This is a genomic window from Limibacillus sp. MBR-115 (assembly GCF_040549425.1).
In the GTDB taxonomy this organism is placed as follows: Bacteria; Pseudomonadota; Alphaproteobacteria; order Kiloniellales; family CECT-8803; genus Limibacillus; species Limibacillus halophilus.
Genome location: NZ_JBEPTJ010000003.1, coordinates 328,475 through 343,910 on the forward strand (window position 1 = coordinate 328,475; position 15,436 = coordinate 343,910).

Annotated in this window: 15 protein-coding genes and 1 pseudogene; 7 read left to right on the forward strand and 9 right to left on the reverse strand. The window is 59.6% G+C overall.

Annotated elements, in window-relative coordinates; translation table 11 throughout:
- Window positions 1-2 precede the first annotated feature (2 nt).
- Window positions 3-617 (forward strand): 50S ribosomal protein L9, encoded by a 615-nt coding sequence (rplI, locus tag ABIE63_RS08325; RefSeq protein WP_183415894.1) that lies wholly within the window; start codon window positions 3-5, stop codon window positions 615-617.
- 126 nt (window positions 618-743) lie between these two features.
- On the forward strand, window positions 744-1,289 hold the full coding sequence (locus tag ABIE63_RS08330) for a hypothetical protein (protein WP_354503968.1): 546 nt from the start codon (window positions 744-746) through the stop codon (window positions 1,287-1,289).
- Between the two features lie 99 nt (window positions 1,290-1,388).
- Here ABIE63_RS08330 and ABIE63_RS08335 read toward each other — a convergent pair.
- From ABIE63_RS08335 to pdxH, 5 genes and pseudogenes are all read right to left on the reverse strand, one after another.
- Window positions 1,389-1,517: pseudogene (locus ABIE63_RS08335) on the reverse strand (oxidoreductase); the annotation flags it as partial.
- A gap of 101 nt (window positions 1,518-1,618) precedes the next feature.
- Window positions 1,619-1,993 (reverse strand): hypothetical protein, encoded by a 375-nt coding sequence (locus ABIE63_RS08340; RefSeq protein ID WP_354503969.1) that lies wholly within the window; start codon window positions 1,991-1,993, stop codon window positions 1,619-1,621.
- Between the two features lie 63 nt (window positions 1,994-2,056).
- Complete coding sequence (locus ABIE63_RS08345) at window positions 2,057-2,926, reverse strand: universal stress protein (RefSeq protein WP_354503970.1); 870 nt, start codon at window positions 2,924-2,926, stop codon at window positions 2,057-2,059.
- Between the two features lie 125 nt (window positions 2,927-3,051).
- Window positions 3,052-3,990: a cation diffusion facilitator family transporter gene (locus ABIE63_RS08350; RefSeq protein ID WP_354503972.1), complete on the reverse strand. Its 939-nt coding sequence runs from the start codon at window positions 3,988-3,990 to the stop codon at window positions 3,052-3,054.
- A gap of 26 nt (window positions 3,991-4,016) precedes the next feature.
- The gene (gene pdxH, locus ABIE63_RS08355) at window positions 4,017-4,604 is read right to left on the reverse strand and encodes a pyridoxamine 5'-phosphate oxidase (protein ID WP_354503974.1); all 588 of its coding nucleotides are present in this window, start codon (window positions 4,602-4,604) and stop codon (window positions 4,017-4,019) included.
- 282 nt (window positions 4,605-4,886) lie between these two features.
- Between pdxH and ABIE63_RS08360 the strand changes: the two genes are divergently transcribed.
- Window positions 4,887-5,351, forward strand: coding sequence for an RT0821/Lpp0805 family surface protein (locus tag ABIE63_RS08360; RefSeq protein WP_183415900.1), 465 nt, complete (start codon window positions 4,887-4,889; stop codon window positions 5,349-5,351).
- A gap of 38 nt (window positions 5,352-5,389) precedes the next feature.
- Here ABIE63_RS08360 and ABIE63_RS08365 read toward each other — a convergent pair whose 3' ends face one another.
- The gene (locus tag ABIE63_RS08365; RefSeq protein WP_354503976.1) at window positions 5,390-6,733 is read right to left on the reverse strand and encodes a YihY family inner membrane protein; all 1,344 of its coding nucleotides are present in this window, start codon (window positions 6,731-6,733) and stop codon (window positions 5,390-5,392) included.
- Window positions 6,734-6,889: 156 nt separating this feature from the next.
- Here ABIE63_RS08365 and fabI point away from each other — a divergent pair, with 156 nt between their 5' ends.
- The 3 genes from fabI to ABIE63_RS08380 are packed head-to-tail and all read left to right on the forward strand — an operon-like array spanning window position 6,890 to window position 9,374.
- Window positions 6,890-7,729, forward strand: a complete 840-nt coding sequence (gene fabI / locus ABIE63_RS08370; RefSeq protein ID WP_183415902.1) for an enoyl-ACP reductase FabI — start codon at window positions 6,890-6,892, stop codon at window positions 7,727-7,729.
- A gap of 16 nt (window positions 7,730-7,745) precedes the next feature.
- Window positions 7,746-8,834 (forward strand): chorismate synthase, encoded by a 1,089-nt coding sequence (aroC, locus tag ABIE63_RS08375; RefSeq protein WP_354503978.1) that lies wholly within the window; start codon window positions 7,746-7,748, stop codon window positions 8,832-8,834.
- 3 nt (window positions 8,835-8,837) lie between these two features.
- Window positions 8,838-9,374 carry a GNAT family N-acetyltransferase gene (locus tag ABIE63_RS08380; protein ID WP_183415904.1) on the forward strand — a complete coding sequence of 179 codons (537 nt, stop codon included), beginning with the start codon at window positions 8,838-8,840 and terminating at the stop codon, window positions 9,372-9,374.
- A gap of 23 nt (window positions 9,375-9,397) precedes the next feature.
- Here the strand turns inward: ABIE63_RS08380 and ABIE63_RS08385 are convergent, their stop codons facing one another.
- Window positions 9,398-10,687: a TRAM domain-containing protein gene (locus ABIE63_RS08385; RefSeq protein ID WP_354503979.1), complete on the reverse strand. Its 1,290-nt coding sequence runs from the start codon at window positions 10,685-10,687 to the stop codon at window positions 9,398-9,400.
- A gap of 195 nt (window positions 10,688-10,882) precedes the next feature.
- On the opposite strand from ABIE63_RS08385, the gene sppA reads away from it, so the two are divergent.
- Complete coding sequence (gene sppA, locus ABIE63_RS08390; protein WP_354503980.1) at window positions 10,883-12,676, forward strand: signal peptide peptidase SppA; 1,794 nt, start codon at window positions 10,883-10,885, stop codon at window positions 12,674-12,676.
- A 14-nt stretch (window positions 12,677-12,690) separates the two neighbouring features.
- On the opposite strand, the gene ABIE63_RS08395 is transcribed toward sppA, so the two are convergent.
- Together ABIE63_RS08395 and dxs are read right to left on the reverse strand one after the other, a co-directional pair.
- Window positions 12,691-13,431: a TlyA family RNA methyltransferase gene (locus ABIE63_RS08395; RefSeq protein WP_354503981.1), complete on the reverse strand. Its 741-nt coding sequence runs from the start codon at window positions 13,429-13,431 to the stop codon at window positions 12,691-12,693.
- A 19-nt stretch (window positions 13,432-13,450) separates the two neighbouring features.
- Window positions 13,451-15,379: a 1-deoxy-D-xylulose-5-phosphate synthase gene (dxs, locus tag ABIE63_RS08400; RefSeq protein WP_354503982.1), complete on the reverse strand. Its 1,929-nt coding sequence runs from the start codon at window positions 15,377-15,379 to the stop codon at window positions 13,451-13,453.
- Between the last annotated feature and the right edge of the window lie 57 nt (window positions 15,380-15,436).

The window sequence follows — 15,436 nt, forward strand, 5'->3', positions numbered from 1 at the left end:
TCATGGAAGTCATTCTGCTTGAGCGGATCGAGAAGTTGGGTCAGATGGGCGACGTCGTCGCCGTCAAGCCCGGCTTTGCCCGCAACTACCTGCTGCCACAGAACAAGGCCCTGCGCGCCAACAAGGCGAACTTGGCCTACTTCGAAACGCAGCGCGCCCAGCTTGAGGCCCAGAACCTCGAACGCAAGAAAGATGCGGACCAGGTTGCCGAAAAGCTCGAAGGTCTGTCGGTGGTGATTATTCGCCAAGCCGGCGACACCGGACAGCTTTACGGTTCGGTTTCAGCCCGCGACATCATGGAAGCCGTTACCGAAGCGGGCTTCACGATTGAGCGTCGCCATGTCGTGCTCGACAAGGCTATCAAGGTTCTTGGACTGCACCCGATCCGTATTCGGTTGCACCCGGAAGTGGTGGTCGAGATCACGGTCAATGTGGCCCGTTCCACCACCGAAGCCGAACAGCAGGTCGCTTCCGGCCAGATGGTGACGGCCCAGGCGCAGTTCGAAGCCGAGGAAGCCGCTATCGAGGAAGCCTTGGAACTGGCTGAAGAAGCCGATGCCGAGGAAGAAGCTGCCGAGGACGTTGGCAGTGACGAAGATGATGAAGCCAAGGCCTGATCTTTATCTTCCGGGCTAAGGAATTAAGGCGCTCCACATAGGTGGGGCGCCTTTTTCTTTGCCTGGACAGTCGGCAGGGGCAGCCCTATCTTTCAGGTTGGTAATCCTGATTGAAAGTGCCGTGCCATGTACCGCGACCATACCCTCATTCCATCGGAAGCGATCCGCCTGCTAGCCTTGGGTTTGCTTGCGGAAGCCCCTCTCCAGTATGCCGATCTGGCCCGGGAAGTACGGCACGTCACCGCACGTCTGGTGGGGCCGTCACTCGATCTGATCGGTGCGCCGCTGGAACTCTTGAAGGTTGAAGGTTTGGTGCAGACCCTAGAGGGCCAAGGCACTGCGGATAATCCCCAGCTCATGATTACCGATAGCGGGCGGCAGGAAATCGAGCGCCTGTTGGGTGCTGGCGTTCGTGCTGCTTCCTCGGACATCAACAAGCTGATCCTGGCGATCAAACTGCGTTTCATGCATCTGCTGCCAAGGACGGCACAAGCCCTGCAGGCGGACATGCTGGTCGAGGTTGCGGAGAAGGAGTTGACGAGATTGCGCGACCTCTTGCAAAGCGGTAGCGGCGCACACAGCAGGCTACCGGCCTGGTTGACACTCGAGATCGCACAGGCCGAGGCGCGATTGGCTTGGTTCCGCGACCTACACGACGAACTGCAAGATTGACGGCCCGGTTCAGTTAATAGAGATGCTGGCCGCCCGTCACGAAAACCTTGGTTCCCGTCACATAGCCAAAATCACTGCTGCATAGCTGAAAGACCGAGTCGGAACCTCTTCGCATGAGCAGGTGATGATTCGCCATTGTTCGTCGGAGAAACGCTTGACGGTAACGTGGCCGATCCCCCGGCTGGCGCCGGTCAGGACCAAAGTTTCTCGGGCTTTGCGAGAACTCATAATGGCCTGGAGGCTAACAGCTTCATCAAAGGCGTAGGCGTCCTGCCAAGGCGACCCGGGCTACACAGACTCGATAAGGCACCGATAGGGTCTTCAAGAACTCAATCCAACGGGCGAACCGAAACGACCCGGAAGGTTTGCAAATCACCGTCATGCTCGCGAATCGAGACGTACTCACCGGGCTTGAAGGCATGGTCGGCGAAGCGATACCCCGCCTCGTCCTCATCCGAATCGCCGTTCACATCGTAGTGAAAGGCCCAATGTCCGCCGCGCGTGCGTACCAGATGCCCAACTTCATCAGGTTCGCCCTGCCAAAAGCGGTGGACCCGGCAACGCGCGCGCTCTTTCCGCCATTCCTCAATGTCAATCCGGCTATCATCGGCCAAAGGGGCGATAAACTCGTAACCGTGACGATTGCTCCCTTCCGGGTGCTGTGGATCGCGTGCCAACTCCAATCTGATACGTTCCAGCGTCATGACTATCCTCGTCCTTCGTAGGCTTTACAAATCTGATTCAACCCCTGAATACGTCGACCGGTCTCAGTGGGCCATGAGGACCGGCATGCCGGCAGACCGCAGAACGCTCTCGGTCACACCACCGAAAATGAACTCCCGCAATCGGCTGTGACCGTAACCGCCCATCACCAAGGTATCGGCACCGGCAGCGGCGGCCGTTTCGAGAAGAACAGCCCCGGTATCGCCGCTGTCCGACGGCACTATCTTAGACTTCGCACTCAATCCATGGCATGCCAAGTACCGGGATAGCGCTCCTAGGTCGCTGGTTTTGCCGCTTTCTTCTACTGCCACCATGGTGATCTGCTCGGCATCGGATAGAAACGGCAATGCCGCAGCAACCGCACGGGTCGCAAAGGCCGAGCCGTCCCAAGCTATGGCAATGTGCCGCATAGCCGCGCCAACGCCACCTGGCGGAATGAGCAAAACCGCACGGCCGGTTTCCATGAGCGCAGCTTCCACGCAAACCGTCGCATAGGCATCCTCGTCCAGATCCGGACGATCCAGGACGATCAAATCGCGATAGGGGGCAGCAGCCTTTACGATCTCGGTCTCCGATCCCTGCAGGGCTTGCCAGGTAATTGAGAACCCCGGGCGCCCCGTGCCCACACTGGCTTCCAATAATTGCTGCCCTTTAGAAGCGGCTAACGCCTCGGCGGCTTCTCTAGCTTTACTGCGTCGCGCATGGCCTTCCTGCTCATTACGCTCGATTACATCTTGGATCATCCCCGCTGCCATGCCCTCTCCAACCATCGGCAAGGCCATACGCGGATCCAAAGACACATGCAGGATATCCAGCACGGCATCAGCGCGCTCGGCAACCTCAGCGGCAGCCTTGAGGCAACCCTCCGTGCGCGCGCCACCACTCGCAATAACCAGAACCGCAGCGATCGGCATGACCTGTCTCCTTCCCTTACTGGCTCGCTCTGAACTCAATAGCAGTATCAGGCCGGGTCAGCGTAGACGACAATGACCTACATCAAACAAGTACATTCAACTGAGGGAATTCAAGACCAAGCGGGCTAGCGAACCGCGGAAGATTCCTCTTCGATGCCGAAAGGATCTTGGTGAATCAGTATTTCCGCGTCGGGAAAGGCAGCCTGCAGCTCCGCTTCTACGGTGTCGGATACGACGTGGGCGCGCCACAGGCTCATGGCGCCACTCATTTCAATATGAAGTTGGATAAACTTTTGCGGGCCAGCGGCTCGGGTCTTTAATTCGTGGAGGCTGAGCACATCCGGATGCGCCATGACGATATCCTTGATTATTTGACGCTCCTCGGGCTCCAACTCTCTATCCATCAGCATATCCATCGCGCCGCGCGCGATCTGCCAGGCGTTCCAGACAATGTAGGCGGCAATGCCCAGGGCAAAGACCGGATCCACCCACAAGAGGTCGAACTGACTGACAATAACCAGCGCGACAATCACTGCGATATTGACCAGCACATCGCCCGCGTAATGCAGCGAATCGGCACTGATAGCCAGCGAGTCGGTCCGGCGGACGACGAAACGTTGATAGCGCACCAGGATCAAGGTCAGGACAATGGAAAATACCATCACACCAATGCCGATGTCGGACGACGCCACCGGTTGCGGCGCATAGAGCCGCTTGCCGGCCTCAACCAAAAGAAAGATGGCTGACCCCGTAATGAAGGCCGCTTGGGCCAGTGCCGCCAACGGCTCGGCTTTGCCATGACCAAAGCGATGCTCACGGTCTGGCGGCGTCAGAGCCTGCCGGACCGCAAATAAATTGACCAATGACGCAAAAGCATCGAGCAGCGAATCGATCAGTGTCGAAAGCATCGCGACCGACCCGGTCAGCAACCAAGCGGCCAGCTTCACGACGATCAGGATACCGGCAACCGAGACCGAAGCGTAGGTAGCCCGCCGCATGAGGGTTGCCTTACGCGCCTGTCCCTGGGCCTCTGCCTGCCTTGCTGCGGTTTCAAATTCGGTCATGGACTGATTATCGCGCGCCCCTCCCGTCAGGGAAAGAGCCGCTCCGTCGTCCAAGTTCCGTCGGGCTGGCGATGGAAGACCAGGCGATCATGCAAACGAAAGGCGCCATCCTTCCAGAACTCGATCAAGCGGGGCATGACCCTAAAACCCGACCAGTATGGCGGCCTGGGTACGGCGCCGATGGCATACTTTGCTGCGTACTGGGCAACACGTTTCTCCAACTCGAAACGACTTTCCACCGGCCGCGACTGCTGGCTTGCCCAGGCGCCGATCTGACTGCTGCGATGCCTCGTGGAAAAATAGGCGTCTGCTTCTGATTCCGTGACCTGCTCGACCGGTCCTTCGATTCGCACCTGTCGACGCAGGCTCTTCCAATGAAACAACAGGGCCGCCATGCCATGGTTCAGCAATTGCCTACCCTTCCGACTTTCGTAATTGGTGTAGAACACAAACCCCCGCTCATCGAAGCCCTTTAGCAAAACCATACGCGACGACGGCATTCCATCCTCGCCAACGGTTGAAAGCGCCATCCCTTCAGGGTCATTGGGTTCGCTGCCCCTAGCCTCTTCAAGCCAAGCAGAGAATAAATCAAAGGGGTTATCTTTTTCATTCATCGCCTAAGTTCCTACAACCATCGCCGTTTCCGCGCCGCGAATCTCACAACGCCGTCGCCCGTCACTTTCATATATCCCGGCGCAAGGATAACCGCCAGGGTCCGCACCAAATACCTGCAATCGCCCCGGGGATGCCCTGGGATGCCCGGGAATGCCCTGGGGGTGCCCTGGGGATGCCCTGGGGATGCCGGCCACAATTCTGTCGTAAAATAATGCAGAATATGATCTGAAGCGGGCGATCAACTGATTCCCCCGTACGTGGGGAGAGGGAAGGAATAGGAAATGGCACTGAAAACCTTTGCTGTCGTCGGTCTTGCCGGCCTTATCCTGGCCGGGTGTGAACAAGGCCCGAAGCAGACCATCGGCACGCTTGCCGGTGCTGCCGGCGGTGCGGCCATAGGCTCTCAAATCGGCTCCGGTTCCGGACGACACGTCGCTATTGCGCTGGGCACACTCGCAGGCGCCATGTTGGGCGGCGAAATTGGTCGCCAACTCGATGAGCGTGATCAGTTGCTTTACAGCCAGGCTTACGAAGATGCCAAGACTGCACCGATAGGCGAGACCATCATCTGGTCGAACCCGGAAAGCGGCAACAAAGGTGCGATTACCCCCGTGCGCGACGGCACGACGGGCTCCGGTAAATACTGCCGCGAGTTCCAGCAGACCGTGATTATCGCCGGCGAACCGCAGCAGGCTTACGGGGTCGCTTGCCGCCAACCCGACGGTACCTGGCAGATCGTTCAGTAAAGCCAGGGCATTTGTCCGGGCACAGGACCTCCCGAGCGTCACTCCGCCGCGCCGGCGATCTTTGCGTCAGACCGCTCGTCTGCCTCACCACGCCCAACGTCGGCCTGTGGGCAAGCCTCCAGCACTTCGATCAGGGGCGTATCCTCGACAGCCCTGACGGCGGAGCTTTGTCGCGCGACCAGTGATACTGCCGCCGGTTCCCACTGCGGATAGGTGTCGTGCGTCAAGCCGAGCGTCTTGGTCAAATCGCCCAAGGTTGCACTGCGCAAATCCCTCGAAAGCAGCCATCGCCCGCGCGAGGTTCGTTCTACGTATCCACTTTTCCGCAGTCGCCCGATCACATCATCCAGCTCGCCCGGCAATACCGGCAGTCCACGGCTCCAAACCTGAACCTTCAAGGCGCGCCCTTTCTTGCTGGCCTCTTGCAGCCTTACCAGCAGCGATAGCGCCAGCGGCAAACGGTCGGCTGCCGCTATCAACCGCCCGGCCCGGCTGGAAACAGCCCCCCATTCCCCAAGCGCCGCGGCCACCTCCGCGCCCAACAGGACCACGACCCAAACAAAGTACATCCAAAGAAGAAAAATCGGTATTGCGGCCAAAGCGCCGTATATCACCTGATATGATGGGAACGCTTCGATATAAGCTGCAAAGGCCAGCTTCATAGCCTCGAATAGGCAGGCCGCGACCGATGCGCCCGCTAAACCGTGCAGCCAGCGAATCGATCGATTGGGAAGTACGACGAACAGAAGCGTAAAGGCCATGGCGTTCAAAATGATCGCGACCATGCGACTAAGGCCCAGCGTTCCGATCCCAAAAGCCTCGGCGCCCGACATGTGCATCATCGTGAAGAGGTAACCGGATATAGTGATCGACAGGCCGATCAGGATGGGACCGATGGTCAACATGGCCCAGTAAATCAAAAGGCGAATAATGATCGGTCTGGGCTCTGTGACCCGCCAAATCATGTTCAGCGCGGTATGAATCCGCATCAACAGCAACACCGCGGTAACCGCCAGCGCCGCGATCCCGGTCCCCGTCATGGTGCGGGCGTTATCGACAAACTCCACCAGCCTTGCCGAAACATCGCCCTGTTGATCAGCGGGAAATGTATCGATAATGGCCAACTCGATTGCTGCACGCGTCTCTTCAAACGCCGGGAAGGCCGCCAGCATCGCCAAGCCAATGGCTACCAGCGGTACTATGGCCAGAAGGCTGGTGTAACTGAGGCTTGCGGCCAGTCCGGGTCCATCGTCTCCGAGAAAACGTTTGAAGACAAAGCTGAGAAAACTCCAGAACCCCTGCAGGCTGGTCCCAGGCTTGCTTCTTACAATCTTTGTCAGCCGACCAACGCTTTGCGGATCGTTACCTGTTTCCAATGTCATGGCATTAGTCTAAACCAGCAACGGCTGAGGCGGAAACACTGGCTGCACATCAGTTTCCCGGAATTTGACCACCGATGCCTTTGGTGTAGGATGCCTAACAGTGCTGGGTTAGCCTTGGCAGGCTCGATTCTTCCTGGTTTTCAATGAGGATTTTTGATGACGGATTCCCAACCTCTGATGACCGGCAAACGTGGTCTGGTCATGGGTGTGGCCAATGACCGCTCGATCGCTTGGGGTATCGCCAAAGCAGTGCATGCACAAGGCGCCGAACTCGCGTTCACCTATCAAGGCGATGCCTTGAAGAAACGTGTTGTCCCCTTAGCGGAGGCCACCGGCAGTCGCATAGTCCTGCCATGCGATGTGACCGACGACGCCAGTGTCGATGCGGTTTTTGACGAATTGCAGGATAAGTGGGGCGGCCTGGATTTCGTCGTGCACGCTATCGCCTATGCCGACAAAGAGGAACTTAAGGGCAAGTATCTTAACACCAGCCGAGACAACTTCCTGCGCAGCCTGGATATCTCCTGTTTCTCCTTTACTACCATTTGCCGTCGCGCAGCAGCGCTGATGAACGAGGGAGGCAGCCTCCTAACGCTTTCCTATTACGGCGCCGAGCGGGTTATGCCGCACTACAACGTGATGGGCGTCGCAAAAGCGGCGTTGGAGGCCAGCGTGCGCTATCTGGCCGCCGATTTAGGCGAGCAGAATATCCGTGTGAACGCGATTTCCGCCGGCCCCATAAAGACGCTCGCGGCGTCGGGTATCGGCGATTTTCGCTACATCCTGCGTTGGAATGAGTTGAACTCCCCTTTACGTCGCAACGTCTCCATAGAGGATGTCGGCGGCGCAGGCCTGTATTTGCTCAGTGATCTCTCGAGCGGTGTCACCGGCGAGGTTCATCACGTCGATTCGGGTTACAATGTGATTGGCATGATGGCGGTTGACGCGGCCAGCGATGTTCGCGAACTGCTGTCCGGTCTCGACACCAAGGCCTGACAAGGCGGGAAGAACGATGTCCGGAAACTCCTTCGGCGAGTCCTTTCGCTTCACGACCTGGGGTGAGAGCCACGGGCCCGAGATCGGCTGCGTAATCGACGGCACACCGCCGTTGATCCCACTTGCCGAGGAAGACCTGCAGGTGTGGCTGGAGAAACGCAAGCCCGGACAGTCTCGTTACACCACGCAACGGCGCGAATCCGACCGGGTCAAGATCGTCTCAGGCGTCTTTGAGGGCAAGACCACAGGCACACCCATTGGTCTGATTATCGAAAACGAGGACCAGCGCTCCAAGGATTACGGGGAAATCGCCGACAAGTTCCGCCCCGGACACGCCGATTACACTTACTGGCAAAAATACGGGATACGCGATTACCGCGGCGGCGGTCGCTCCTCCGCACGCGAGACCGCGATGCGCGTCGCAGCGGGTGGGGTCGCCCGTAAGGTCCTGCAGCATGTTCTGGGATCGTCCCTAACCATTCGCGGGTCGCTGGTTCAGATGGGGGCCCATCGCATAAACCGTGATCGCTTTGATTGGGGCGAGGTTGATCGCAATCCCTTTTTCTGCGCCGATGCCGAAGCTGCTGCCGAGTGGGGCGATTACCTGGATGGGATACGCAAAAAAGGGTCATCCGTCGGTGCCGTAATCGAAGTCGTGGCCAGCGGTGTTCCCGCCGGCTTGGGCGAGCCCGTTTACGATAAGGTTGATGCCGATCTGGCCAAAGCCATGATGTCGATCAACGCCGTCAAAGCCGTGGAGATCGGTGCTGGGTTCGGCTCCGCCAGCCTGTCCGGCGAGGAGAATGCCGACGAGATTCGTATGGTGGACGGTGCACCTCGTTTTCTCTCCAACAATGCCGGCGGCGTTCTGGGCGGCCTGACCACGGGCCAGGACATCGTGGTGCGTTTCGCCGTCAAACCGACCAGTTCGATCCTCAGCCCGCGCAAGACCATCGACCGCCATGGCGCCGAAACCGAGATTGTCACAAAGGGTCGCCACGACCCGTGTGTCGGCATCCGTGCGGTTCCCGTCGGCGAAGCCATGATGGCCTTGGTCCTGGCAGACCACGTACTGCGCCATCGCGGTCAGATCGGAAAGCTCTGAACCATGACTGAAGGGGCGAAGCGTACGAGCGCAGTCGTCCGAGTCGCGGGAACCGAGGACTTCGAGCAGCTTGCGGCGCTCTTGATGGAATGCTTCGACCACTATGGCGATCATCCGCAGCGGTTTCTTCCGGAAGTTCTGGGCGCCCTGCGCGATCACGGTACCGGCGCGGGGCCGGCATTCGAAGCTTTGCTGGCCGAGGTTGGCGGCCCGCATGGTCGGCGGCGGGCCGAGCGTCAGGCGGTTGGGTTTGCGATCTTCGGGAACATTTTCTGGACCGGCGACCTGGCACCCGCGCTCTTCCTTAAGGAAATCTACGTCCAGCCGGCCTTTCGCGGACAGGGGTTGGGGCGCAGCCTTATGGCTTCGCTCGCCAGAGTCACGCTGCAACGCCAGTGGCGCCGCATTGTCTGGACCGTCGATCACGACAATCCGACAGCCGCCCGATTTTACGAGACGCTCCCCGGCGCCGCACTTCTCGGCAAGCGGTTCTATGGCATCACCGAAGATAACTTGGAGGACGTCGCCGGACGAATATAGCGCCCGGGCCATACTCTTGAGTCCTACCGCTGCAGCGACGCTGCTATCTCCAGATGACCCGTCCAAAGGAACTGATCGATGGGGCGCAGAGTTGTGAGCGCAAATCCATTATCAACTAAAATCTTAACATCCCGTGCGAACGTACTGGGATTACACGATAACATTGTAACATTCTGTACATTACTCTGAGCAATCTCGGCGCATTGCTCGGGCGCGCCGTTGCGTGGAGGATCGAGGACGATCGCGTCAAATTGCTCCAACTCCTCCGCCCTCAAGGGATCGCGCGCCAAGTCCCGGCAGGCGGTACTGACACCACCCGACAATCCGCTGCGCCGTGCGGCTGCGTCCAGGGTTGCCACAGCGGCCTCCTCACCTTCCACTGCCAGCACCGACACCTTTTCGGCCAGGGAGAAGGTAAACGCACCGCACCCAGAAAATAGATCGGCGACCTTTCTGGCACCATCTGGCAGGAAATCGAAAACCGCCTGACGCAACAGCGACTCCCCTTCCGCTGTGGCCTGCAGAAAGGCGCCCGGCCAGGGCTGCACCGCCACCTTGCCGAAGGTGACGATGGGCTGACGGCGCAATGCAACAGGCTCTGGTCCATCGTCTTCTTCCCAGGATAGCTGGGCAAGATCCTGCTCTCTGGCAAAACTCGCAAGGGCCTCGCGCTCCCGCAGACCTGGCGCGAAGGGCGCCCGTATCAGGAGGTCGCAGCCCGTTTCGCTCTCCAGAAGATGCAAATCCATCTGCTCATCATTGGGCAGGATGTCAGCCAGCAGGATGCGCAGCGGCGCAAGGAGGTCGAAGAGCGCCGGGCGCAGAATCATGCAGCTCTGCACATCTACGATTCGATGGCTCAATTGCTCACGAAACCCGAGCAGAACCTTCTGCCCCTGGCGTCGCGCGGCCAGAGTGGCGCGGCGACGGCTACGCGCCGGCACCGATTGGAGTGGCGACACGGATTTGGCTTCAACGCCGCGCCTTGCCAGCGCCTCCGCCGCGAGACCGCCCTTCCACTGCCGATAGGCCTCATCCGAGAAGTGTTGAAGGCTGCAGCCCCCGCAAGAGCCAAAGTGCGGGCATTCAGCCTCGACTCGGTCCGGCGACGGTTGGATTAACTCAAGAATCTCGCCCCGGAAGCCGCCGGCCTTGGGGCTCGTCAAGCGCGCCAGCACCCGCTCGCCCGGCAGCGCGCCGGGAAGAAAAACCGGGCGCCCTTCGAAATTGGCAAGGCCATCGCCGCGGCCACCAAGGCCTGTGACCGTCAACTCCGCCTGCTTACCGCCGCCTGGGCGCACTTGCCGTCGCATTGGTTTAACTCCATTTCAATCAGTTCAATAGAAGGTTTAACTGAAGTTACCTTTGCTTGAGCGCTGCCAAGCGTTCATCCTAGAGGCGATAATCACCAAAGGGTGCGCGCAACGAGCACCAAAAATCGACAAGCCGCCGGTGAGAAGCACATTAACGGTGGCAAGCAATCGGTCAGACGGCCAAGCGGAGAGAACATGCGCATCATTGTCTTCTTGCTCAAGTCCATAGTTGGATTGCTGGCAAGTATTGGGTTCATCCTGGTTGCCGGTACCGCGGCGCTCATTTACTACGGTTCGCAGGTTCCCGAGGTAAAGAAGCTGGTCGGTGAGGAGAAGATCCCCGCCGAAACCGTGCTCGAACTCGATTTGGCCCAGGGTTTGGCGGAGAACGGCCCGCAGGACGGCTTGCTCGACTTGGCCCGACTGGGCAAGCGACCGCTACTCCTTTCCGATGCGGTAGAAGCTCTGGAACGCGCCGCTGACGACCCGAAAGTCCTGGCCGTCGTTGCGCACCTAGGCCGGGGCGATTTGGGATTGGCCCAAACCTCTGAGTTGCGCGACGCCGTGTTGAAGTTCCGCGAGTCCGGCAAACCCACCATCGCCTTTGCCGAAACCTTCGGGGAAGCCGGCGAAGCCATGCCCCACTTCTACCTTGCCACCGCTTTCGAGAAGGTCTGGATTCAGCCGTCCGCCAGCCTGCCAATCACCGGATTCCGATTTGAGCAGCCCTTTATTGGCGGCGCCCTGGAGATGGTGGGAGTCGTGCCACGCTTCGACCAAAGAGAAGAGTACAAGGGCGTTGGCAGTTCCTTGACTGAGCGCGAGCAGCCAGAAGCCATCCGGGAGAACCTCACCGACCTCGTGGACTCCTTCCTGGAAGAGACCGCCAAGGGCATTGCCGAGGCGCGCGGTTTGAGCGAGACGAAAGTGCGGGAGATTATCGACAGCGCCCCACTGAACGGTCAGCAGGCGCTGGACCTGGGGCTGGTGGATCACCTGGGTTACTGGGACGAGGTTGAGGCTGAGATCGAGAGTGCGACCGAGAGCACGGAGCCAGCTAGGATGGGATTGGCCCGTTATGCCTCCCTCTCGCGCGTTCCCGCACCCGAATCGGCGACGAAGATAGCGCTGGTACGCGGCCAGGGCGGAATTACGCTCACCGATTCCGGGCCGTCACCGCTGGGCGGCGGTAGTGGCATCACCTCAGACCGCATGGCCAAAGCCCTCTCCGATGCGATCGAAGACGATGCGATCAAAGCCATCGTCCTCCGCGTTGACAGCCCAGGCGGATCCTACGTGGCCTCCGACACCATCTGGCACCAAGTGACCCGCGCGCGCGCCGTGGGTAAGCCGGTGATCGTATCCATGGGCAACCTAGCGGCTTCCGGCGGATACTTCATCGCCATGGCCGCGGACAAGATCGTGGCGCAACCGATGACGATCACCGGCTCAATCGGCGTGGTCTCGGGCAAGTTCGTGGTCGAGGAAGTTTTGGAAAAGCTGCAGCTTTCGATGGGTGGCGCGGAAGCCGGCAAGAATGCCGGATTCTATTCAGCCACACAGGACTTCACTCCGGAACAGTGGAAACTCTTTCAGACCATGTTGGATGAGGTCTACGCGGACTTCACGGGCAAAGCCGCCGCCGGACGCGGTTTCGATGCCGAACAAATAGACGCGGTTGCAGGTGGCCGAATTTGGAGCGGCGCGGATGCTCTGGAAGTCGGTTTGGTGGACGCACTCGGCGGACTTAGCACCGCAATCGATTTAGCCAAAGAAGCTGCGGGAGTTCCCCCAGGTGAAGCCATCGCCCTGGTGCCCTTCCCCGAGGAACAGGACCCCTTCGCCGCATTCATCGAGGAAGCAATTGGCAAGCCGCTTTCGACCTTGACCCGCCTGGAGCAATTCGCTGCACGCTGGTTGATGATCAGCGACGCGCTAACTGGAAATCCGCAGAGCAGACTTTTGCAAGATTCGCGCTTCAGGCAATAGCGGCCGTTGGATCCTCACAGACTCCGCTGCGCCGCTATCAGGAACTCCCGGTTGCCCTCGGGCCCGGTAATGGGGCTTTCGGTAATACCCAGGACGGCCCAACCCGGCAGCGCCGCAACCCAGGCGCCGATCCGCTCGCAAACTTCCTGATGCAAGGCTTCGTCGCGCACGACACCGCCTTTGCCGACTCGCTCCTTGCCGACTTCGAACTGTGGTTTGATCAGCGCCGCCAGCCAAGCGCCGGGAGCGGTCAGCAACAACGCCGCGGGCAAAACCGTCTCTAGACCGATAAAGGAGGCATCGCAGACAACCGCGTCCAAGGGATCTGGGATGAGGTCCGCGGTCAAGTGACGGGCATTGGTACGCTCCAGCACCACCACGCGCGGATCCTGGCGTAGCTTCCAGGCGAGCTGTCCATGGCCGACATCCACCGCATAAACGCGCTTTGCCTCTCGCGTTAAGAGCACATCAGTAAAGCCGCCGGTAGAGGCCCCGACATCCGCACAGATTCGTCCTGCGACCGGAAGGTTGAATTGGGTGATCGCCTTATCAAGCTTCAAGCCGCCCCGGCTGACCCAGGGATGGTCCTGGCCTTTCAACGATAATGGCTTGTCATCGGCGAGCTGATGGCCCGGTTTGTCGATACGCTGCGTACCCGTGAAGACTAGCCCTGCCATGATCAAGGCCTGGGCCTTGGTCCTGGTTTCCACCAAGCCACGCTCCACCAGCAATTGATCAACGCGTTTCTTAGCCATTTGCCTGCCGTCGCGCCGATCAGGCCCGCACAGGCGCTGCCTCGGCCTCGTTGTACCCCAACGCGAGGAGGGCTGTATTGACGATGTGCTGAGCGGTTAGGCCCGCCTGCTCGTACTGCTTTTCGGGCTTGTCGTGATCTATGAAGACATCCGGCAGATAAAGGGGCCGGAACTTCAGGCCGCCATCGAGCAACCCTTCCCATGCCAAGGTATGAACCACCTGCGCGGCAAAGCCGCCGATGGCCCCCTCCTCGACGGTGATCAGGACCTCGTGTTCGCTTGCCAGACGGCGCAGCAGTTCCTGATCCAAAGGCTTGGCAAAGCGCGCATCGGCTACCGTGGTGCTCAAACCTCGTGCGCCCAGAGCTTCTGCTGCCTTAAGCGCTTCTAGCATCCGCGTGCCGTAGGACAACACGGCAACGCGCGTACCTTCGCGCAGGATACGGCCTTTGCCGATCTCCAGGGGCGTGCCACGGTCCGGCAAGGTAACCAGTCCCGAGGCCTCGCCGCGCGGATAACGCAACGCGGACGGGCGATCATCTATGGTGGCTGCCGTCGCCACCATGTGCATCAACTCGGCTTCATCCGCGGCGGCCATTAAAACCATCCCCGGCAAACACCCCAGGTAGGTCACGTCGTAAGAACCCTGGTGCGTTACACCGTCGGCGCCGACCATACCGGCTCGGTCGATGGCAAAGCGAACCGGCAGGCCCTGGATCGCAACGTCGTGGACCACTTGGTCATAAGCCCGCTGCAAGAAGGTCGAATAGATGGTCGCGAAAGGCTTGAAGCCCTCCGCCGCCAGTCCGGCAGCAAAGGTCACGGCATGCTGCTCGGCGATACCGACATCAAAACACCGCTTCGGAAACCGCTCGGCGAACTTGTTCAAACCGGTACCCGAAGGCATGGCCGCAGTAAGGGCGACGATTCGGTCGTCCACCTCCGCTTCGGCGATCAGGCCTTTGGCAAAGATGTTGGTATAACTGGGCGCTGCCGCAGCGGCTTTGGCTTGCTTGCCCGTTACAACATCGAACTTGGCGACGCCATGGTACTTGTCAGCGGATTCCTCGGCGGGTTTGTAGCCTTTGCCCTTCTGGGTCACGACATGGATCAGGATCGGGCCGTCATAATCACTGTCTCGCGCATTCCTGAGCACCGGCAACAGGTGATCGAGGTTGTGGCCATCGATCGGCCCTAGATAGAAGAACCCGAGCTCCTCGAACAAGGTGCCGCCGGTCAGCATACCCCTGGCGAATTCCTCGGCTCGTTGAGCCGCCTTCTCAAGCGCGCGTGGAAATTTACTGGCAATCTCCTTACCCAGATGCCGAACCGACTGATAGGGCTTGGAGGAAATGAGCTGCGACAAATAGGCGCTCATGGCACCGACGGGCGGTGCGATCGACATATCATTGTCGTTCAGAATGACAATCAAGCGGCTGCGCTGCGCGCCCGCGTTGTTCATTGCCTCATAGGCCATCCCAGCGGAAAGCGCTCCATCACCGATCACCGCGATGACATTGCCGTCCTCACCCGCCAGATCGCGGGCAACAGCAAATCCCAACCCAGCTGAAATCGACGTCGAAGAGTGAGCCGCACCGAAGGGATCGTAAACACTCTCCTTACGGCTGGTGAAACCGGAAAGCCCGCCGCCTTGGCGCAGCGTTTTCATTTCGTCGCGACGCCCGGTTAGAATCTTATGGGGATAGCACTGGTGGCCTACGTCCCAGATCAGCTTGTCTTTCGGTGTGTTGAAGACGTAGTGGATTGCCGTCGTCAACTCCACAACACCCAGCCCAGCTCCGAGGTGCCCCCCGGTGGTCGAAACGGCCTCGATCGTTGCCTGACGCAGTTCATCGGCGAGCTGGCGCAACGCGCTTGCTTCCAATCGCCGCAGATCTTCAGGCAGCTTTACCTGGTCGAGCAGGGGCGTGGTGTTGTTATCGGACAAACTCTTCCTCTCCCATCGCTTATCACTACTGTCTCGCGGACAAGCCTTGAACCGCGC